Annotated in this window: 22 protein-coding genes and 3 pseudogenes; 12 read left to right on the plus strand and 13 right to left on the minus strand. The window is 40.7% G+C overall.

All coding sequences use genetic code 11. The features are described from left to right. Window positions 1-29 precede the first annotated feature (29 nt). Entirely contained in the window at window positions 30-737 is a 708-nt protein-coding gene (locus tag AC5JM2_RS01170) for a TnsA endonuclease N-terminal domain-containing protein (RefSeq protein ID WP_495833084.1), read from the minus strand. Window positions 738-910: 173 nt separating this feature from the next. On the opposite strand from AC5JM2_RS01170, the gene AC5JM2_RS01175 reads away from it, so the two are divergent. Then, a complete protein-coding gene (locus tag AC5JM2_RS01175) occupies window positions 911-1,162 on the plus strand; it encodes a helix-turn-helix domain-containing protein (protein ID WP_495833085.1) in 252 nt (83 codons plus the stop codon). 56 nt (window positions 1,163-1,218) lie between these two features. Then, window positions 1,219-2,208: a TniQ family protein gene (locus AC5JM2_RS01180; protein WP_495833086.1), complete on the plus strand. Its 990-nt coding sequence runs from the start codon at window positions 1,219-1,221 to the stop codon at window positions 2,206-2,208. 231 nt (window positions 2,209-2,439) lie between these two features. On the opposite strand, the gene AC5JM2_RS01185 is transcribed toward AC5JM2_RS01180, so the two are convergent. From AC5JM2_RS01185 to cas6, 7 genes are all read right to left on the minus strand, one after another. Next, entirely contained in the window at window positions 2,440-4,290 is a 1,851-nt protein-coding gene (locus AC5JM2_RS01185) for a caspase, EACC1-associated type (RefSeq protein WP_495833087.1), read from the minus strand. Continuing rightward, a complete protein-coding gene (locus AC5JM2_RS01190) occupies window positions 4,283-4,699 on the minus strand; it encodes a sugar ABC transporter permease (RefSeq protein ID WP_495833088.1) in 417 nt (138 codons plus the stop codon). Before AC5JM2_RS01190 ends, AC5JM2_RS01185 begins: the two co-directional genes overlap by 8 nt. Window positions 4,700-5,017: 318 nt before the next feature. Beyond that, complete coding sequence (locus tag AC5JM2_RS01195) at window positions 5,018-5,170, minus strand: hypothetical protein (protein ID WP_495833089.1); 153 nt, start codon at window positions 5,168-5,170, stop codon at window positions 5,018-5,020. A 74-nt stretch (window positions 5,171-5,244) separates the two neighbouring features. Beyond that, the gene (locus tag AC5JM2_RS01200; RefSeq protein WP_495833090.1) at window positions 5,245-5,460 is read right to left on the minus strand and encodes a hypothetical protein; all 216 of its coding nucleotides are present in this window, start codon (window positions 5,458-5,460) and stop codon (window positions 5,245-5,247) included. A gap of 32 nt (window positions 5,461-5,492) precedes the next feature. Next, window positions 5,493-6,068 (minus strand): type I-MYXAN CRISPR-associated protein Cas5/Cmx5/DevS, encoded by a 576-nt coding sequence (gene cas5 / locus AC5JM2_RS01205; protein WP_495833091.1) that lies wholly within the window; start codon window positions 6,066-6,068, stop codon window positions 5,493-5,495. Window positions 6,069-6,076: 8 nt separating this feature from the next. Further along, window positions 6,077-6,424, minus strand: coding sequence for a hypothetical protein (locus tag AC5JM2_RS01210; RefSeq protein WP_495833092.1), 348 nt, complete (start codon window positions 6,422-6,424; stop codon window positions 6,077-6,079). An 11-nt stretch (window positions 6,425-6,435) separates the two neighbouring features. Continuing rightward, window positions 6,436-7,038, minus strand: a complete 603-nt coding sequence (gene cas6, locus AC5JM2_RS01215) for a type I-MYXAN CRISPR-associated protein Cas6/Cmx6 (RefSeq protein WP_495833093.1) — start codon at window positions 7,036-7,038, stop codon at window positions 6,436-6,438. Between the two features lie 806 nt (window positions 7,039-7,844). Between cas6 and AC5JM2_RS01220 the strand changes: the two genes are divergently transcribed. From AC5JM2_RS01220 to AC5JM2_RS01230, 3 genes and pseudogenes are all read left to right on the plus strand, one after another. Then, window positions 7,845-8,423 (plus strand): Uma2 family endonuclease, encoded by a 579-nt coding sequence (locus AC5JM2_RS01220; protein ID WP_495833094.1) that lies wholly within the window; start codon window positions 7,845-7,847, stop codon window positions 8,421-8,423. A gap of 132 nt (window positions 8,424-8,555) precedes the next feature. Further along, entirely contained in the window at window positions 8,556-8,831 is a 276-nt protein-coding gene (locus tag AC5JM2_RS01225) for a hypothetical protein (protein ID WP_495833095.1), read from the plus strand. Between the two features lie 42 nt (window positions 8,832-8,873). Then, window positions 8,874-9,233: pseudogene (locus AC5JM2_RS01230) on the plus strand (putative toxin-antitoxin system toxin component, PIN family). Window positions 9,234-9,274: 41 nt separating this feature from the next. Here the strand turns inward: AC5JM2_RS01230 and AC5JM2_RS01235 are convergent. The 3 genes and pseudogenes from AC5JM2_RS01235 to AC5JM2_RS01245 form a co-directional block, all read right to left on the minus strand. After that, on the minus strand, window positions 9,275-10,189 hold the full coding sequence (locus AC5JM2_RS01235) for a tetratricopeptide repeat protein (protein WP_495833153.1): 915 nt from the start codon (window positions 10,187-10,189) through the stop codon (window positions 9,275-9,277). Between the two features lie 126 nt (window positions 10,190-10,315). Next, a pseudogene (locus tag AC5JM2_RS01240) lies at window positions 10,316-10,798 on the minus strand (NB-ARC domain-containing protein); the annotation flags it as partial. A 96-nt stretch (window positions 10,799-10,894) separates the two neighbouring features. Continuing rightward, window positions 10,895-11,317 carry a hypothetical protein gene (locus tag AC5JM2_RS01245; protein ID WP_495833154.1) on the minus strand — a complete coding sequence of 141 codons (423 nt, stop codon included), beginning with the start codon at window positions 11,315-11,317 and terminating at the stop codon, window positions 10,895-10,897. A 180-nt stretch (window positions 11,318-11,497) separates the two neighbouring features. Here AC5JM2_RS01245 and AC5JM2_RS01250 point away from each other — a divergent pair, with 180 nt between their 5' ends. The 7 genes from AC5JM2_RS01250 to AC5JM2_RS01280 all read left to right on the plus strand — a co-directional run bounded on the left by AC5JM2_RS01250 (window position 11,498) and on the right by AC5JM2_RS01280 (window position 18,231). Further along, a complete protein-coding gene (locus tag AC5JM2_RS01250; protein WP_495833096.1) occupies window positions 11,498-12,127 on the plus strand; it encodes a type I restriction endonuclease subunit R in 630 nt (209 codons plus the stop codon). A gap of 211 nt (window positions 12,128-12,338) precedes the next feature. Further along, complete coding sequence (locus AC5JM2_RS01255; RefSeq protein ID WP_495833097.1) at window positions 12,339-13,262, plus strand: ribonuclease D; 924 nt, start codon at window positions 12,339-12,341, stop codon at window positions 13,260-13,262. 169 nt (window positions 13,263-13,431) lie between these two features. Beyond that, window positions 13,432-14,235, plus strand: coding sequence for a tetratricopeptide repeat protein (locus AC5JM2_RS01260; protein ID WP_495833098.1), 804 nt, complete (start codon window positions 13,432-13,434; stop codon window positions 14,233-14,235). 109 nt (window positions 14,236-14,344) lie between these two features. Next, a complete protein-coding gene (locus AC5JM2_RS01265) occupies window positions 14,345-14,641 on the plus strand; it encodes a DUF433 domain-containing protein (protein ID WP_495833099.1) in 297 nt (98 codons plus the stop codon). Then, entirely contained in the window at window positions 14,638-15,003 is a 366-nt protein-coding gene (locus AC5JM2_RS01270; protein WP_495833100.1) for a DUF5615 family PIN-like protein, read from the plus strand. Before AC5JM2_RS01265 ends, AC5JM2_RS01270 begins: the two co-directional genes overlap by 4 nt. 199 nt (window positions 15,004-15,202) lie before the next feature. Continuing rightward, window positions 15,203-16,174 carry a homoserine kinase gene (gene thrB / locus AC5JM2_RS01275; protein ID WP_495833101.1) on the plus strand — a complete coding sequence of 324 codons (972 nt, stop codon included), beginning with the start codon at window positions 15,203-15,205 and terminating at the stop codon, window positions 16,172-16,174. A gap of 449 nt (window positions 16,175-16,623) precedes the next feature. After that, complete coding sequence (locus AC5JM2_RS01280) at window positions 16,624-18,231, plus strand: NAD(P)H-quinone oxidoreductase subunit 4 (RefSeq protein WP_495833102.1); 1,608 nt, start codon at window positions 16,624-16,626, stop codon at window positions 18,229-18,231. Between the two features lie 785 nt (window positions 18,232-19,016). On the opposite strand, the pseudogene AC5JM2_RS01285 reads toward AC5JM2_RS01280, so the two are convergent. After that, a pseudogene (locus tag AC5JM2_RS01285) lies at window positions 19,017-19,200 on the minus strand (hypothetical protein); the annotation flags it as partial. Window positions 19,201-19,266: 66 nt separating this feature from the next. Continuing rightward, a complete protein-coding gene (locus AC5JM2_RS01290) occupies window positions 19,267-19,800 on the minus strand; it encodes a pentapeptide repeat-containing protein (protein WP_495833103.1) in 534 nt (177 codons plus the stop codon). Between the last annotated feature and the right edge of the window lie 39 nt (window positions 19,801-19,839).

Consider the following 19,839-nt stretch of genomic DNA (forward strand, 5'->3'; position numbering starts at 1 on the left):
TAAAAACCTGGCTTCTTTGTTTTTATTGATTAATTTATTCTTTGGAAGTCCCTTAAGGTGTAAATATCGTCAGATTTCGCTCCTGTTGACCCATTGAGTAATTCGGCTAAAGTTATTCCCGGCTGCGATGACACAATTACAAGTAATGATTGAGCGATCGCTTCTTCCACTGCTAGGGATTCGGCTCGGTAATAATCTTCTAAGAATTGCAGATTACGTTGCACAACCCAATTGATTTCGCGATCGCAACGGATGCGGTAATAAAGCCCAAACTGGCTAGCATAGACTTCTCCTGGCGGACAATGCCATTGATTATCTTCTTGAGAGTAAAAGTAACGATTGGGGTTTTTCTCTGCTAGTTTTTTCAACTCCTGCTCAGTTTTACACTCTTCCCAACCAGCCGAATTGCTTCGGATGATAAAGAAATCTGGGGTGTGTAAAACGCCTAATCTACGTCCGTTACTTGCTTGATAGTCAAGTTTAATTTGTGGTGGTTGATCGTAGAATTCTAGAACATCTTTATCGTGTTCTGACTGATAGATAATTGGTAGTTCAACCCGATGAGACTCAAATTGAATCGTGACTCCCATCTTGCGACTAGGGTAGCGTCCTGAAACATTCTTGCTACCGCCACCAACGCGACGCGATGGTTCAGATGAGCGAACTTTCTCAATAATTTTTTGCCCTGCCTCGGATATTTGAAGGCGAGCAACCCATTGTTCAAATTGCTCTTTCATATAGTTTTTACTAAGCACTTTGCGCTTTATTTTATGAATCTATCAAAATAAGACCATAAAGTTAGGAACTTGCTTGTCTGATGCTATACTACTTAAGTTTATAACACTTATAGTGTGCAAAAGTCCACTGATAGTAGATGGATTTAACGGCGATACTGGTTCAGTATTGTTTTGTGACACAGAAACACTCCAGTATTGAGTACCGCTTTGGCAAAGCGATTAGGCGGCGAAGGCGAGAGCTAGATTTATCCCAAGAAGAACTGGCTGAAAAGTCAGGGCTTCATCGCAACTACATCTCAGGAATCGAAAACGGAGAGCGTAACCCCTCGTTAAAAAATATTGTTAAGTTAGCGGCAGCTTTGGAGATATCTGTCTCCGATTTCTTTGTTAATTACGGCATTGAGGTTAAGAGTGAATTAAACTAATTTCTGAAATTTGGCTTTTAAAATTAAAGTACCAGCATTTAGGTTAATCCAAGAGGATGACTATTTACTCAGAACATTGGAGCCTAAAACCTCCAGAAATCCCGCAACGGAGTCGGTTATTTTCTCTTGAACCTGTGGCGGTGGGAACTCCTCACACAGAAAGTCTCAGTAGCTATCTCCATCGTTTGGCGCAGGCGCATTGTTTAACCTCTCAAAAGCTCTTAATGGGAGAAATTGCGCCACTTATCCTCAAAGATGAGGATAAATCTGAGCTATTGTCAAAAAATCTGAGTAACCTACTGGGAAATAGCGATGCTAAACCGACTATCAACGGAATGCGAGAAATGACAGGGAAGTTAGTCACTGTCTTAGAAGAGTTAACAATGCGTGAGGATTTACGCTTTTTGACCCTTTTAAGCTGGAAAGGAATGATTTATGATCAGGGGTTATTTCGGAACTATCGCGCTTGGTGTCCTTGTTGTTGGGAAGAGTGGAAGCAGGAGAACAAAACTATCTATGAACCATTATTATGGTCATTTAAGGATATAGAATTTTGTTTGATTCACAAACAGCGATTAATAGAAGAATGTCCTCATTGTGGTTCGCGTTTACCCGTGATGGCTAGGTTTTCATCTGCGGGGTTTTGTTCTCGTTGTTACGGGTGGTTAGGACAGGAAATTAAAGGCGAAGAGGAAATAGAGAAATATCGAGTTAATATTCAAGGAATTGGCGAACTAATTGCACTTACTTCCCAATTAGGATATAAACCCATCCCGATTGAGTTAACCCGAAAATTACAATTAATTTTGCTAGTTTTTGAACAAGTAATTGAAAAGGATTTGAAGTTATTGGGAGATTTAGGAGGAATCATGGAATCTTTGAGGATAGCCTCAACAACAAATCAAAGTCAACCTTATCATTTGGTGAAGTTGATTATTCCTGTGTGCGAAAAGGCGAAGATTAGTGTATCACAGTTGTTTGGGTTAGATTTTAAGGAATTGGGCAAGATATTGTTCGGGAATTTTAATCTGAAATTAAAGTTGTAGAAGTTTTTATTAGTATAAATAAGGATTGTGGCTAATTTTCTTCGCCGTATCGCCGAAGGTGCGCCTTTCGCCATCGCCTGAGCAACCATCGGTTGACCAGGCTGCCAGGTAGCCTACTTCTGCTTAACTGGAAACTGATAGCTTGATTGCCCCTGGTCTGGTGCCAGGTATCGAGTTTGTAAACAACAGATGAATTCGTGAGAAACCTTCCCAGAAAAAGTTTACACAAAGCTACCAGCGTCCAATATAGATGGATGTAAAATAGACTATGAGGGAACAAAGAAAAAGGGAAGGTGAATCAAACAAAGAAGATCGTGTGGTAAAATACACATACAAATACCACACCCCGTAAGCTTGTGTGACCAACGCCACCCAATTACACCACCAACGTAACGAATAACGCCGCAAAGACACTCCCAAAAAGAGGAAAACCCAAAACATACTATACCACCCACACACTATCCCCCAAAGACTGACAATCTCCCCCGACCCACTACCCAAAGGAATTCCTCCCAAGAAGAAAAATATACCCAAAGCTGTGCTTCCAAGCAGCACACTTCGCCGAGCTTTTTTTGAGGATAGAAATCTTACCTGTCTTGGTTGAGGTTGTGAAGGAACGTTTTCTTGTGGTTGCTGTCTAAGTCGTTCATCTTCTTCTCGCTTCAGCCTTTCTTCTGGTCGTTTTTGATGCTCTTGTTTTTCTAGTTGCTTTTGTAACTCTAACTGTCTAGCTCTTTCTGCTTCTTGTTCTTTGCGTCTCTCTTCTTCCTTTAGTTTCTCCTGATACTTAGCAGCCAGAATCGGTTGTTCAATTCGCTGTATATCTTCATGTCTAAGTTCTAAAGACTGCTGCCAACTGTTGATTTGCTGCCAAGCATGACTGCTCAAAGGATATTCTCTTTCCACAGCTTTTGAGAATTCTTGTTCGTATTGACGAAGGTTATCATTATACTCTTCCTGTGCTTGTCGTTCTTTTTGTTTTTGTTTTTGCTGTTGCTGTATTTCAGGAATAATCTTCTGCCTGATTGGCTCTACTTCTTCATCCTGAAGTTCATATCTTTCCTGAATTCGCTTTAATTCTTCCCAAATCCAATCACTATTAAGAGAACCTTCTTCAGCTAATGCTTCTCTCAAAGCCTTTTCATATTTCTTTAGATTTTCTTGTTTCTTCTGAACAGGAGCGAAAACTTCTTGTTCTATTGATTGGGATTCGGCTTGAGATATTTGTAATCTCTCGCGCAAATCTTCTAACGAACTACGAGCAAAAGTAGGAATTTTACCTTGCTTCAAATAACGCTGAATTTCTTTTCGATACCTCTCGCTAGGATCAGTAGTTTTGGCTTTAAAAAGAAGAATCTTAGCTCCTTGCCTCACTGGATAAAACTCTGGGTTCATTTCGAGTTTTGCTTCAGATATTTTGTTCTTGGCATATTCATGTAATTCCTCCAGAGAAAGCCACTCATTGCCGTTTTGATCTGCTTTTCCTGTACGAACACCTTCTAGGAGATAATGGGTATAGACAGAAAGGTCAAATTCATCCTTAGCCCAAGCATATTCCGTGGCACTAGCAGCCGTGAGTATGGCACGTCCCTCACCTCCTAATTGCTCTTTAATTAGAGCGTTAGCAGTACCTTTAGCACTTAATCCCTTAGCAAACGCTCCACTATGACAACAGTCGAGGATAATAGCAACTCGTTTGGATGGACATTGATTCATCCACTGATGTACCCAATTTGATGATATGGCAGTGGTAGGGCGTAATTTACCATTTTCCTTGCGAGTCTCATAAGTAGAAAAAAAGAATATCCAACTTTCATCAGTAATTCCATGACCAGAGAAGTAAAATAACAGGAGATCATCCTTTTTTCGTTTACCTTTATCAAATAAATCATAAACAGCATCTTCCATTCGCTGTTTATTAGGGTGCTTCAACACAGTAATGTCAGATTCTTCAAACCCCCCTAACTCTGGATCTATCAACGCTTCTTTCATTGCATCCACATCCGTAGAGCTTTTCGGTAAAGAGGCTAAATCTCCCGAATAGAATTGACCTACTGCAATTAATAAAGCAATTTTAGCCATCTGTGTTAGCCTTCTCTTCGGTGGTGGAATTACCTTTTGTCCATTCTTGTGCTTTTTGGTAAACAAATTCAAACTCTTCTCTGCTGCTGGCTTTGAGGTTGATTTCTCTACCGTCAGGAGTTTTGAGTGCTAACTCAATCTGTTTATTCCCCAAGCGATCGCCCAAGAATCCCATTAATTTTTTAATATTAGCGGCATTAACCTCTGCGTTTAACAATCCTAAAATGAAGCCACCGAAAGCTTTTGAACCTGCTGGTGCTTGATTAACTGCCACCAAATCTGCGCTTTCTACGATTTCACTTTCCTCAAGTTGTTCTCGCAAGTTCTGAGTTTCTTCTTGTAACTCGTCGTTATCTAAATCTGCATCTTGAATGGCGATAGTGATCTTAAAGTTAGCTTGTTGTGTCATGTTTTCAATTTCCTTAAATAGAGCTTTCTAATAAGTTACTAGGTAAAGCAGACCGTTAATTTTCTTTGTTATGTTCCTCTAGAGCCGCCATTCTCTGCTATATTTAGCTTTCTAACTCAGCCATCTGCTGGCTTAACGGCACACACAATCTCAGCACAACCGAGGTCAGTACCGATCGCGCTGACGACCACATCGGTTTTCGACGTGCCAGCCCGCTCGACCCAGCTGTTGAGCTTGTCATAACGAACTTGGGGTACTTAAAATGTTTTTGACCAAACCTTTTAACTCTAATATTTGAGCTTCCAATGCTGCTACTCTCTAGCTCAAGGTCATTTCTTCGCTTGCACCCAGATACTGAGCTAAAGCATTGAAAATCACTTCTGTTTTGGTTAAGTGAGTCTCGGCAATGTAGACTTCTAACCGTTTGTGAAGATTAGTTGGTATTCGGATACCAATAGAAATATTAGGCATGAGTAGAGGAGGTGAGAAACTGTCTAACAATGTAGCACGAGGTTTACATCCACCTTGGCATCTATCTAAAATTTTTACATTCCTTGGAAATGCGCGATACGCGCAGCGTCAGCCCTTTGGGCTATAGCTGTGCGAATATCTTGAGGACTTACAGCAGTTTTAGTCCGAATCTCAAATAAATCCCGTCTTGTAGTTCTGCTAATTACCAGAACTGATGAATTAATTGCTAAAAGGCTTTTGATACTCTGCCATCTGTGCAAGCGGCATCCTACATCTATGGCAAAACTCATCTTCCCAAAACGCAGGCATCTTGAAAGGTGCTTCACAGATAGTTGTCACAGCGGGTATTTCTTGACCCCACATGGTCAACCCAATAAGGTAAGGTTAACCTGCCTCGATTATCCCTAATCGTCCACTGTCTCACCCCCTCTAGATAATCTTGGGAGACAAGTTTCATCCTTTTAATCAACTGGTCACTTTCTCCCAAAAATAAACAACCAAACCGTCTTACTAGCTCAGGATGGTCAAACGCTAACTGTATCCTCTCCCTTAAACTTGGTTGTATCTTCTCCCCGTCAGAACGAACCCAAATCAAACACTTCAGATTAGACAAAATTTCTTGATAACAGGGAATAACATTCTCTGGATGGCTAAAATCAGTATTCTTAAACCGTCTCATTTGACGCAAAATTCGCGACTTTTTGGGGCTAGATAACATCGCGATCGCCAATTCTACCCCACAGTGGCGATAGACATTCGTTTCCCCTACCAAAGACAACAACATTCCATACACTGTCGCTGGAGGAGGGACAGGATAGGTTTTTCCCATTTCCCTTGCATGGGACTCCCGAAAAGTCGTAAATGGAACATCCAAATAGAGAATTAATGGTGCAATCATTTTGATTCTTATAACCCCAAATCTCTTTTAATGACTGTTTTCAAAGCTTCAATCAGTTCATTTCGATTACGATAAATATGCGTATTCTTAAAATGATAATTCTCAAAATTATCCAATTGCTGTAACTCCTTAACAATTGTTCCCCCAATCCACAATTGACTAGGGTCAATCTGTCCGCATTCTACTTCATCTATAAATTCTTTTGTAAGTTTTGCTTCCTTAGTCTTAGGATCGCAATATTCAAAGCAATAGGAAATATATGAAGCAAAATGATTTGTCCAGTGAAATACCAAACTATCGGGACAGAAAGGATAATTAAAAATATTACTACTCCCTCCTACTTTGGGTAAATCCATAATTCCATCTATCAGAGGTAAAATTCGTGAATAATCTTTGAGATGAGTGGCATTAATCCCAAAATAATGCTGATTTTTACGCCAAATCCTCTAACTTTAAACTGTTTCCCTTCTTTATTGATGGTTAATTGTCTTCGTTGAGGTGTTCCATCTTGTCGGGTAAGAAATTCAATTTTTCCTTGTATTTCTAAATTATCCAGTTGCCGTTGAACAGCTTCAATAAAGTTAGTAGAGTCTTGAAATCCTTTAATTACCACTAATCTGGAATAGACACTTTCTGAAGAAATTAACGGTTTGTAGTCGGGAATATCTAGTTGATAAAAATTTTGACCTATATGAAAAGCTTGACCAGCTAAATAAGGATAAACTAAAGGAATTTGTTGATGATAAATCCGAATTTTTAGACGAGATTGATGAGTGAGTTCAAGCAAATTGTTTCTGCTCGGTATTCCAGCGATCGGATGAATCCCAATAGACTTTAGTTCGTGAAGGCTAGGACAAATACTGGACAAAGCACTATAGATAACATAACCATTATCAAGAGGAATCGGTGCGCCTGTTAGCTTAAACGTTAAGTCTACATATTCCTCACTGTGAATTAATATGGCTGCCATAGATGGAAATTTCGAGAAAAATTTAAAGATGTTAGAGTTTGTTTAATACATCAACATCCTCTTGTGCAAAGTTATCCTCATTGTTATCGCCAACTACTTTGGTTAGAAGGATCTTCTAATACTCCAGTAGTTACTTAGAACAGATGGATAGCCGAAAGTTTCTATTCCATACCAGCATTATCCCATACCAGCATGAACCGCTTTTGCTCCATTATAAAAAATCCGGCGCTTTCCTGCTTTCTATGCTTGATTGGACTCACGGCAAGCTTATCCTTCCAGTTTGGATTAGCGGCAAAGTTATGGTTCCAAACTGTCAATTTCATCCAAAATTAGCTGACGCAAGAATGAGGGTTATAGTGTTATTAACGGCAAAGTTATGCTTCCAAGGGCGGCAAAGTTATGGGTAAAGTCACATTGAAAGTCTCTTGGTGACCGTGTTTTATCATGAGTTCGTGTCCTAATCTACCTGGCGACTGCTATACATTAAAAAATTCTTGTCCTTTTTAAGGAACTAATGTCTTGATGACATTCTCCCCACTCTGCCTAATGGCTGAGGGTCACGTCCACAATATAAGAAATACGGTGTGGAACAAAATGGATATAGGTTTGTAACTCATTGGAGTTTAGACTAATTTTACCTATCAAACCGCCAAATCCTTATCCAGACAGGGATTGATGATTTCTTTCTAGGCTTTTTTTGTTTCAGAAGTCTAAAATGTTTGCCAAACAAGGGTTGTAGCCGAATAAATCGAATTTAGTCTAAACTCCAGTAACTCACTCCGCCAACAAAAACGGGAGATACTCCTATGACAGCACTTACATTAAACCTCAACTCTGTCATTAAACTGACAAGAGAGCAGTTTTATCAACTGTGTGAAGAAAACTCCGATTTAAAATTAGAACGAAATGCCCAGGGAGAATTAATTATAACGCCACCGACGGGAGGAGAAACAGGGAGAAGTAATGTTAATTTAATTCTTCAAGTAGCATCATGGAATGAAAAAAAAGAACTTGGCGAAGTTTTTGATTCATCAACTGGATTTACTTTACCTTCAGGGGCTGACCGTTCTCCAGATGTTTCTTGGGTGGAAAAATCTCGTTGGGATGCTTTGACTAAAGAGCAAAAAGAAAAATTTATTCCTCTATGTCCTGATTTTATCATCGAGATACTTTCACCTAATGACAGCTTGAAAAAAACTCAGAATAAGATGCAAGAGTATATTGAAAATGGATGTCGTTTGGGTTGGTTGATAAACATAAAAAAACAGGAAGTAGAAATTTATCGTCCCAAACAAGATGTGGAAATTTTAAAATTACCTCAAACTCTTTCAGGGGAGAATGTTTTACCTGGTTTTATACTCAATCTACAAAAAATTTGGGGATAATATCATTGCCAGACCCGAAGGAAAAACACCAATTGCTGATGTCAATTGGTGGTTTCAATGGTTATGGTTGTATGCTTTTGTACATCCTAAAACCGGGAAAATTTATTGAAAGATGAGAAAAGCGAACAGACTATGATTACTAAAGAAGAAATTACCATCAAAGTGCCGTCTGAGCTAGCAGAGGCATACCGCAATGCCTCTGAAGAAGAGCGTGAACAATTGCAACTCAAAATTGCGGTAATTATGCAGTCTCAATTTACTACTGATAGACAAGAGGCGATCTGCGCGCAGCGCAGCAGCGAAGCTATCGCCCGTCTGAGAAACACGATGGATAAAGCTAGCCTTGAAGCACAAGAGCGAGGATTAACGCCTGAAATCTTAGAATCGATTTTGAATGATGACGAATAAACAACGGTTTTTTTTGATACTAACGTATTGATTAGCGCATTTTTGTTTAGTCAAAGCAAGCCACGTCAGGCATTGGATCAAGCTCAAGATATTGGTGTTCTCATATTCTCCAGTTCTGTCTTCTCAGAGTTAAGAGAGGTTTTATATCGTCCTAAATTTGATAGATATCTCACCGAGGAAAAGCGGCAATAATTGCTAGAGGATTTAACTCAAACCGCTCAGTTTATTGATGTGACTGAACAGATTTCGGAATGCCGAGATCCAAAAGATAACAAGTATCTGGAATTGGCACTGAGTGGTCAAGCAGAGTGTATTGTTACCGGAGATGATGATTTACTAGTGCTAAACTCATTTCGGGGCATTGAGATTCTGACTGTTCAAGAATTTTTGGCGAGGAACTAGTACCGCTATTAGTTATCAGTTCACTGTTCACTGCTCACTGCTCACTGTTCACTGTTATAAGACTGGCGATTATCGCGTAAGTATTTTAAACTTTTACGGATAGTGATTGTGTTGGGATGATTGACTCCTAAGCTGAGTGAAGCAATTTCCAATGCTTTGATGAACAGAGGTTCTGCTTGGGTGTACTGTCCAAGAGATTTGTAGACTGCTGCTAAATTGTTGAAACTGGTGGCGACATCGGGATGCTCATCTCCCAAACGAGATTGTATCACTAATATACTTTGCTCTAACAACAGTTGAGCCAGCGTATACAAACCCTGTCCAGAATAAAATCTATCCAAGCCAACAAAAATCAGAATTAATTTTTCATCACTGACTGCATAAATCAGATTTTGTGCCACTTCTGCTAAATGTGGAATAGCGTCTTTGACTGACTTAATTATCTCCTGGGTTGGCGACTGGGGAATTGTCTGAGCAATCGCGATAAAAGTTTCTGCAAAAGCGCGTTTAATATTTTCAGGTGTTCTTGGCTTAAACAATTCATTGACTTGTAGAAACTTCCAAATGATTCCAAAAAATTCTTTTGGACGCTTTTGTTGTGCCAATGCTGCTAATTTAGCCTGTAGAAACTCTCTAATTAAAGGATGAATTTTGTAACAAGCCTCTTTCTCTTCTACTTGTTGAATTAGGTGACGCTTGTAAAGTTGCTTTTTCGCTTCATTAATATCTGCCTTTGCCCAATTTAGTTTATCACCCACAGACTCTACTAATCTCCAAGGAATTATATTCGGGGCGAACAAACTTAACAACTTACCGACAAGCTGTGTCATTGAGCCAAGTTCAAGCCAGCTTAATTCAAATGCAGCTAAAACTCCCAACTGCGCTACACTCAAAGTTAGCTGTTGGTGTTCAAGTGCTTCATCTTTCAGTCGCCGCGCCTTCAACCGCTCCAACATCTGTGTCAATGATAAATCTGGATCTTCCGCCAAATACCGCCCCACCAATTCCAAACCCAAAGGGAGATATCCCAGCCATTCACACAAGAGTTTCGCTGTTTGCTCTTCCTTTTGCACCCGTCTTTCACCCACTAGCTTTGTCAATAATTGCAAAGCCTCTTCTTCTGACAGCACATCCAGAGATATCTCCTCAATGTTGGTGTCGAGGTTTGGCAACCGTGTTGTCATCAACACGCGGAAGCGATGAGCCGTTGGCAGGAACTCTCGACAACTCCCCAAATCTGTAATATCATCCAATACTACCAACGCCAGTCTTTCTGGTGGTTGCCAGTGCTGCCAACACCAGTGTACTTGTTCGATGAGACTTAGCTGTCTTCCTCGAAAATTCTGCTGCGGTACTTCCAGATTCATTTTTTGCAAGGCGAACTGCACTATTTCTGCAGCCAGATTCGATGTTCTGGCATTTAACCAGCAAATCCCACCAGGATAATCCGCTTCATGTTGACGTGCATATTGGGTTGCGAGTTCAGTTTTGCCAACACCACCCATACCAGAAACTGCAGAAATTGCGACTGCGCCTGGTTGCAGCAACCTTTCTCGCAGTCGGGAAAGTTCATGCTGTCTGCCAACAAAGTTGGCTGAGCCTTGAAACTGAACATTATTTGGGGGATTTAACTTTGCCCGTTCCCGTTCGGGCGACTACAGTCAAAAAGTCCCACCAATTATAGTATTTCCTTGAAAGACGTTTTTAATTTCCTCAGCTAACTTAGTGTTATTTATAACAGTTGCTGGTTGAGAATTGATGTTAGTTTCTAACTGTTGAAGAACCTTTGAAGCAACTTTTGGATCAGTTTTGGCTGCTGCTACCAATTCCTGCACAGCTTGATTGACTTCAGGATTAGCTTTAGCTGCTGATTCCACATCTAATACAGCTTTACCATAATCGAGTGGTTGAGAGGGCGCTTTTTCAATAGCAACAACAGTATGGGGAGAGTGTTTTTTGAGAGTGACGAGAAACTCACCAGTTTTATTCCATAGAGTTTCTCCTACCTTTTCGCCCGTTTTTTCCAAAGCCTTAGTCGCTATCACAGTTCCAATTGCGATCGCCCCTGCAGTGAGTGGTTCTATATGCTACTTTACATATACGTCTTAATACTTGCTTATGACTACATAATTTGACTTAGATGTTCCGGAAACGTGCTCAAAAAAATCTCACAAAAACTAGGGGATAAAGGTGTAAGGGCTTCAAGCGCAATAACATACAATATTAATGTATTCCCCATTTTTCAGCCCCATGTTTCAACAATTATGGTACAAACAATTCAAGCACGAGATATCAGTCTTTACGATTTAGAAGAAAAATTTGGATTGGAATTAATTACAAGCGCTGATTTTTTGACAGAATGGGTAGAGAACTTACCACCACTAACTGATAGAGAAAGATTCTCTTTAGAGCGAGTTAAAAGCAACTATTTCAATTTAACTAAACGTCGCCCAATGTCAGAAGAAGCAGTGAAGATGATAGTGCTGTCTCCACTGCTAGATTTAGCTGGCTTTTATCAACCACCTTTCGAGATTGAAACCGAAACTTCTACTGAGATTTCTGCTGAAGATGAAAGCATTCTAGTCAAAGGCAATATTGATGTTTTAGTTATACAAAAGCGTCTTTGGATCTTGGTTATAGAATCAAAAAGCACTAAATTTGATGTGATAACTGCATTACCCCAAGCACTAGCTTATATGCTTGATACTCCCAATATTGAACAGCCGACTTTTGGGTTACTTGTCAACGGTAGAGAGTTTGTTTTCGTAAAATTAGTTCAGCAAGAAAAACCAAAATATGCTCGTTCTTATGCTTTATCGATAGAAAAAGAAAGTGAACTACAACAGGTTTTAAGTGTATTAAAAGTTTTGAGTGAATTAGTAGTTAGTCAGTAGAATATAAGCGAAACTTTCTAGATAATAGGTTGTCACGGTTGGAGATGAAGTCATAATAAAGACAATCTCCGCTTCCCGGAACCACCGCGAGTTATCTCCTTGTTGCAAATCTACCTCGCGTAAGTACAACGCTAGAAAGATTACTTATAAAATGGTAACTTGGGAAACTAGGACTTAATTCCTCTTGCCCATTTTTTCGCAAATTCACCCCATGCCATATTTGACTTCAGCTAGCGAAATGCGTTCTCTTGTTGCTGAATATACTCAAGCTCATACTTTGTGGATTGATACAGAAATCGCAGAATACAAAAGTCGTAGTCCGAGACTATCGCTGATTCAGGTATTAGATGATCCAACAGACTTGAGTGGCGATCGCATCCATATTTTAGATGTACTCGACCATCCTGATATTGTGGCAGAGTTTATCGACAAAATTATGGTCAATCCCGAAATTGAAAAAGTCTTTCATAATGCTAACTTTGATGTGAAATATCTGGGTAACAAAAAAGCTACAAACATCACTTGCACTCTGGAAATGGCAAAAAAAATTCCCTACTATGCCTTACCAGTACCTAACTACCAATTAAAAACATTAGCAGCAGAACTTTGTGATTTTAAGAATATAGAGAAACAAGAACAAACCAGTGACTGGGGAAAGCGACCACTCACAGAAGAACAAACAGAGTATGCTTACCTAGACTGCATTTATCTTGCTCAAATCCATCAACGTTTGATAGAATTAAACAAAGAAATTAATCCAGAGCCTACCACAGAGAACTTAACATCACTGAATGCAAGATATGCACAAATTGAGCAACAATGGAAACTTTTAGATTCGGAATTTACACATTTAAAAGAGCGAATCCAAAAAGCTATGCTTGCTCTGAATCTACCAGAAAGTTCGTACTTCAAACTTTCTTCCTCTGAGCGAAAAACAGTGAAGGTAGCATTTGTAGAACTCGCAAAGCTAATACAAACTCAAGATATAGATTTCGATTTTCCGATTACACTAACTCAAAAGCTACAAAAAGATTTAGGAGAAAATTTGGAACAATTGTCTGTAAATATTGAGAAAACCACTGCTTGGCGACTGATTCCTAAAAATCAGGAAAGTCAGGAAAATACTGACGAGTGATGAACAGTTATCAGTTATCAGTTATCAGTTATCAAGGAAGCGCAGTATCAGTTATCAGGTAGGAAACGGACTCGTCCACCCCTTGTTCACTGTTCACTGTTCACTGTTTACTGTTGCCTGTTCCCTGTTCCCTGTTCCCTATGTTTCTTCAAAGGATGACTGGTAAAGAATGAAAGCTGTCTGCATAGCTGCGTTCACCGTATTTGTCGCCCTTGCAACCGTTTCCTGTAGCAACAGTGACGATGTTTTAGTAACAGAAATTGGAGTTCGTCCTGCTGGACGCCCTACAGCAACACCATCTCAAGCTAAAGACTTTTATATTCAAGGTCAGTATAAGCAAATTCAAGGGGATTCACAAGGAGCGATCGCTTCTTATACCAAAGCAATTAACCTCAGTCCCAACTATGGAACTGCATATAACAGTCGGGGACTTGCTCGCTTTGATATAGGAGATCAGCAGGGGGCAATAGAAGATTACGAGCAAGCGCTGAGCATAAATTCTAACGATGCTCAAGCTTATAATAATCGAGGTAATGCTCGCGCCGCACAAGGAGACAGAAACGCAGCGATAGAGGATTACAGCCAAGCGATTCGCCTCAATCCTAAATATGCTGTTGCTTACAATAATCGAGGTAATGCTTTTTCAACAAATGGAGATAAAAACCAGGCTGTAAAGGATTACAGCCAAGCGATTCGCCTCAATCCTCAATATGCTGTTGCTTACAATAATCGAGGTAATGCTCGCAGTGCTCAAGGAGATACACAGGGAGCAATCACAGATTATAACGAAGCGATTCGTCTTGCTCCTAACTTTGCCGCAGCATACAATAACCGAGGAAATGCCTATGCTGCACTAGGTGATAAAGAAAAAGCTAGGCAAGACTTGCAGCGAGCCGCAGAAACCTTTGATAAACAGAATAATAAACTACTCTATCAACAAGTGATGAATAATATTAAAGAGTTAGGGCAATAGTGCTAGACACTCTCAAGTATTTGGAACAACACTATGGTGGAGTTTACAGTAGCTTAATGTTGGATTGCATTTGTTAAAATAGGCAACAAGGTAAAAGTCATTTAACGCTATGTCAAATAGTCTCACTGATATTGGCACTCTCATCGACAGTCATCCTGGAATTCATGGAGGCTGTCCTCTGATTGCTGGCACTGGTGTAACAGTGCGACGAATTGCTATTTGGTATAAACAAGGTCTTAGGGCAGAAGAAATTGCCGCTAGGATTGGGCACTTAACGATAGCACAGGTTTATGCAGCTTTGACGTATTATCATATCAATCGAGAAGAAATCGATGCCGATATTGCTGCCCAAGAGGCAGAAGCTGACCGTATAGAGGCATTACATAAGGCCAGCAGACAGTCGTGAGTCAAATTCGCTACATGGACGAGGATTCCGGTGATATTGCATTAGTACTGGCTCTACAAAATCGTGGTGTAGATGTAATCACAACTCTAAGTGTAAACCGATTAAAATATCCAGACGAAGAACAATTAATTTGGGCAAGGTCGCAAGGTCGCGTTTTGTACAGTTCTAATATTCAAGATTTCTATCGTTTACACATAGCTTTTTTGAGTCAAGAACAACCTCACTCAGGGATGATTTTAGTGCAGCAGCAACGTTACTCAATCGGAGAACTGATGCGTGGTATTTTGAGATTGGTTGCGGCTAAATCAGCAGAGGAAATGGGAAACCAAGTAGAGTTTCTTAGCACTTGGATAGAGGAATAAATGTCAGGGATACCGCTCACACAAATATGGTGCGGGGCTTACCGCGTAGAAGCTAACACTTATTTGTTGTTCTTTGGCACGTCGCTGTAGTATTTGGCATGCGGTAGAAGACGTCATACAGGAGATTCATTCAGATAACCGGTGAGCAAATTAATCAGTTACATGAGATGCTGGTTGATTAATTAGTTTTTACTGACAAATGTCTGTTATTCCTTCTGTATCTATCACTGTTCCGGGGACAACTGCTAATCTAGGACCAGGTTTTGATTGTATTGGTGCGGCTCTCACGCTGTACAACGAGTTTAAGTTCACTCGCTTTGATATACCTTCTTCCCAAGGGAGGGTGAAAATTACTGTCATGGGTGCGGAGGCTGAACGAGTTGTCACTGATGAAAGTAATTTACTCTATCAAGCGTTTTTGAAATTTTATCAACACACAGAGCAGACACCGCCACCTGTCGAGATTGAAATTCATCTTGGTGTTCCACTGGCGCGGGGTTTGGGAAGTTCGGCGACAGCAATAGTTGGTGGGTTGGTTGGTGCTAATTTGTTGGCGGGGGAGCCTTTGAGCCAGTTGGAAGTGATGGAGTTGGCGATCGCCCTTGAAGGACATCCAGATAATGTGGTACCAGCTTTGTTGGGGGGATGTCGGTTGGCGGCGACGGGGGTGGAAGGTGAACCGCAGAGGCGCAGAGAACAAAAGAGTTGGGAGATTTGTGAGGTTTCTTGGTGTGAGGAGATTGTGCCAGTGGTGGCGATTCCAGATTTTGAGCTTTCAACAAAGGAGGCGCGTCAGGTTTTGCCTACTGAGGTGAGTCGTGCGGATGCGATTTTTAATGCGGCGCATCTGGGGTTGTTGTTGCGTGGTTTGGAAACTGGCAGGGGTGATTGGTTGAAGGCTGCTTTGCAAGATAGGTTGCATCAGCCTTATCGAAAAGCATTGATTCGAGGTTACGATGCGGTGTATTCTGCTGCTGTTGAAGCTGGTGCTTATGGGATGGTGATTAGTGGTGCAGGTCCAACATTGTTGGCTTTAACAGATAAGGCGCATTCTCAAGCTGTGGCGCAAGCGATGACAGCAGCTTGGATGGAGGAGGGAATAAAACCAGAGGTGCGATCGCTCTGTGTTGATACTCAAGGGGCAAAATCAATTCAAAATTCCAAACTATAAATTAAATTTCGCATCCTGAAACTTTTGCTTATATGTCAACCGTATTTTTCAGAGAGTTATACGTAACTATCTCTGTCTTTTTATTTAAGTACTGAGCCTTTAACTAGCACCGTTACACGCTCGCAACGAATCAAACAAACACTATCCCCTTTCTTGCCTGTTCCCTATTCCCCATTCCCTGCTCCCCGCTCCCTGCTCCCTGTCTTTCCCACAGAACCCTCCTAGGGCAGAGTTAATATAAAAAATTGTGACGGTGGCTGTTGCCACCTTTTTTGTTGACTTAGCAAAACTTTACAATTAGAATGGATTTGCTTCCAAAAATAAGTATTTGTTACTAATGAAATCTAAAGATTTGGTTTTGATAGAGAAATAACGTTCACAAAAGTATGAACAACTTAATATAATGTCATTAAAAAGAAAAACGTAAAGTGATTGTCACCTGATAAAATATGTTTGATTTTCCTTGGTTAACAACTATAATCCTATTGCCGATAGTGGCTGCTACAGCCATCCCCCTAATCCCAGATAAAGAAGGCACAACTCTGCGCTGGTATGGTTTGGGAGTTGCCTTTACAGACTTTGCCCTGATGATTTATGCTTTTTGGCATAACTACAATTTTCAAAGTTCCGCATTCCAACTGGTTGAAAAATATTCTTGGATTCCTCAAATAGGTTTGAATTGGTCTGTAGCGGTTGATGGTTTATCAATGCCATTGATATTGTTAACAGGCTTGATTAACACACTCGCAGTATTCGCGGCTTGGAAAGTAACTACCAAGCCGCGTTTGTTTTATGCTCTTATGCTGGTGATGTACAGCGCCCAAATTGGCGTGTTTGTTGCCCAGGATTTACTGTTGTTCTTCTTGATGTGGGAAATCGAGTTGGTACCTGTGTACTTGCTGATTTCTATCTGGGGAGGAGAAAAGCGCCGCTATGCAGCTACCAAATTCATTCTCTACACTGCTGCTGCATCAATATTTATCTTGGTAGCGGGTTTTGCAATGGCATTCTCTGGAGACAGCGTTACCTTCGACATGGCAACTTTGGGAATGAAGGAATATCCCAAAGCATTTGAACTTCTAGTTTACGTCTGCTTCTTGATTGCCTTTGGTGTCAAGCTGCCGATTTTCCCTCTGCACACATGGTTACCTGATGCTCACGGTGAAGCACCAGCACCTGGTTCGATGATTTTGGCTGGTGTTTTGTTAAAGATGGGTGGTTATGCACTTATCCGCATCAACGTAGAGATGTTACCCGACGCTCATGTTTACTTTGCTCCAGTGCTAGCAATTTTAGGTGTCGTGAACATTGTCTACGGTGCTTGCTGTGCCTTTGCTCAAACGAATCTTAAGCGCCGCTTGGCTTACTCGTCTGTTGCTCACATGGGGTTTGTGCTGATTGGTATTGCCTCTTACACAGATTTGGGCATCAACGGCGCAATGCTACAGATGATTTCTCATGGTTTGATTGCTGCAAGCTTGTTCTTCCTCGCTGGCGTGACTTACGAGCGCACTCACACCTTGATGATGGACAAAATGGGTGGCATAGCAAAAGTCATGCCCAAAACCTTTGCTTTATTCACAACTGGTGCAATGGCTTCTCTGGCGTTACCAGGGATGAGTGGGTTTGTCGGTGAGTTGATGGTTTTTCTCGGAATTGCCACAAGTGATGTCTACAGCTCTAGCTTCAAGGTTGTCGTCGTGCTGCTGTCGGCTGTTGGTGTGATTCTAACTCCGATTTACTTACTGTCAATGTTGCGCGAAGTCTTCTACGGAAAGCAAAATGAAGAGTTAGTGCTGGATGCAGTGGTACTAGATGTTAAACCACGCGAACTATTCATTACTGCTTGTTTGATACTTCCCATTATCGGTATCGGCTTCTATCCTAAGTTGGCGACACAAACATACGACGTGAAAACCATGCAAGTCGCAACTCATGCCCGTCAAGTTCTACCAGTTGTTGCACGGCAGCAACCAACAAGTTTATATTCCCTTATATTTACAGCACCAACACTGGCTAGTTCAGAAGTTCCAGGTTTGGTTAATATTGCTGAGTAATATCTGTCCCCACAGGAGTGGGACTGTCAAAGAATCCTAGAATGATCATACGGGGGTGATTCAGCAATCACCCCCTCAAATTTAGTAATAAAGTCACATAAGTTCATGACTTTAGTCCCATGCAATTCCTCAGTAGAATTTTTAATATTAATTCGGCATTAACATCAAGCACTCAAAACCTGACCCGAATTAAATCTGGGTTAGGTTTTTTCTGTAGTTCAATCAAACTGCTATTTGCTGTTAATGTGATGTATAGCAGGAAACAGGGAACAGGGAACGCTTAACAGACTTGAAAGTCTCTTGGTGACCGTGTTTTATCATTAGTTCGTGTCCTAATCTACCTGGCGACTACTATATAGCAGTCGCCAGGTAGATTAGGACATATAGCAAGGAATGCTTAACAGGGTTGAAAATCTCGTGATGTCTGTATTTTCTCAGGCGAAATTCGTATTTTAAACCGTAGCAGAAGGTGACGCTGGGGAAAAGCTATCCAACTACCAAATCATTTTTATTTTTGCGTAAGTCCTGATTTATATCATGTTCGCCTAATTAGTTATAATTCGATGCATCTGTGCTAATATCTGAAAACTCTTTCTCCGGTGCTCCCTACCCCCTGCCCCCGAAGAGCCTTAATGATAAGTCTTTAACCGGACACGATATTACTCATCTAACTGGGTACGATATCGGTGGCAAAATCTGCTCCAGGGAAGTTGGCGATGATCCTAGAAGGAGCATCACCATCAGACGGAATTTGGAAAGCAACTAACTGCCCACTCTGCAATCTAAATTTCGTGCTGCTGTTGATTTTGGTGTAGGGCAAAGCTCAACAAAGCAATGGCAATTCCCAAAGCTAAAACCAGAAATACTAATAACAGTGAAGCTTTCAGTAGATGTCGTTCCAAATTGGATCAGTTCGGTAGGATGCGTTAAATCAGCTAATCCTGAAATGCTTTGAGCAGATTCAGACATGGGCAAGTTTTTGCAGAGTTTGGAGATTTTGAGCGAGAAAATCTCCTAAAAGTTTCTTACCAAAAGTCAGCCTTTATCTTCATCCAGAATTGTTCCTTCTAGATTTGCATCATCCAAATTGGTTTGATTTAAATTCGTTTCATGGAGTTCTGCATTCTTGAGATCTGCTTGGCTTAAATCTGCTTTAGCCAAATCAGCACGACTTAGATCTGCTTCATTTAGAGAAACTGCATTGAGGTTAGCTTCTTGTAGATCGGCTTCGCGCAAGTTAGTACCGATTAACTTTGCGATCGTCAAATCAGCTTCACTCAAATTGGCACCGTCCAAAATTGCTCCTTCTAGAATAGCTCCATCTAGAATAGCTCCACTCAAATTAGCTTGTGTGAGATTTGCCTGATTTAGATTGGCTCCATTTAAGTCCGCTTCAATTAAGCTTGCTTGACTGAGATTAACCCTGGTTAAATCAGCTCCATCAAGAATGGCTCTGTCTAAAATCGCTCCACTCAGATCAGATCCTTCCAAGAATGCTTCGCTCAGGTTAACTTCAGTAAAATCTCTTTTACCTGCGGCGTATTGTGCCAAGAGTTCATCTGCTTTCATTGCTTTGCCTCCAACAAGTTTTTACTTCTTTTGTCAGCT

Source organism: Brasilonema angustatum, from assembly GCF_059505445.1.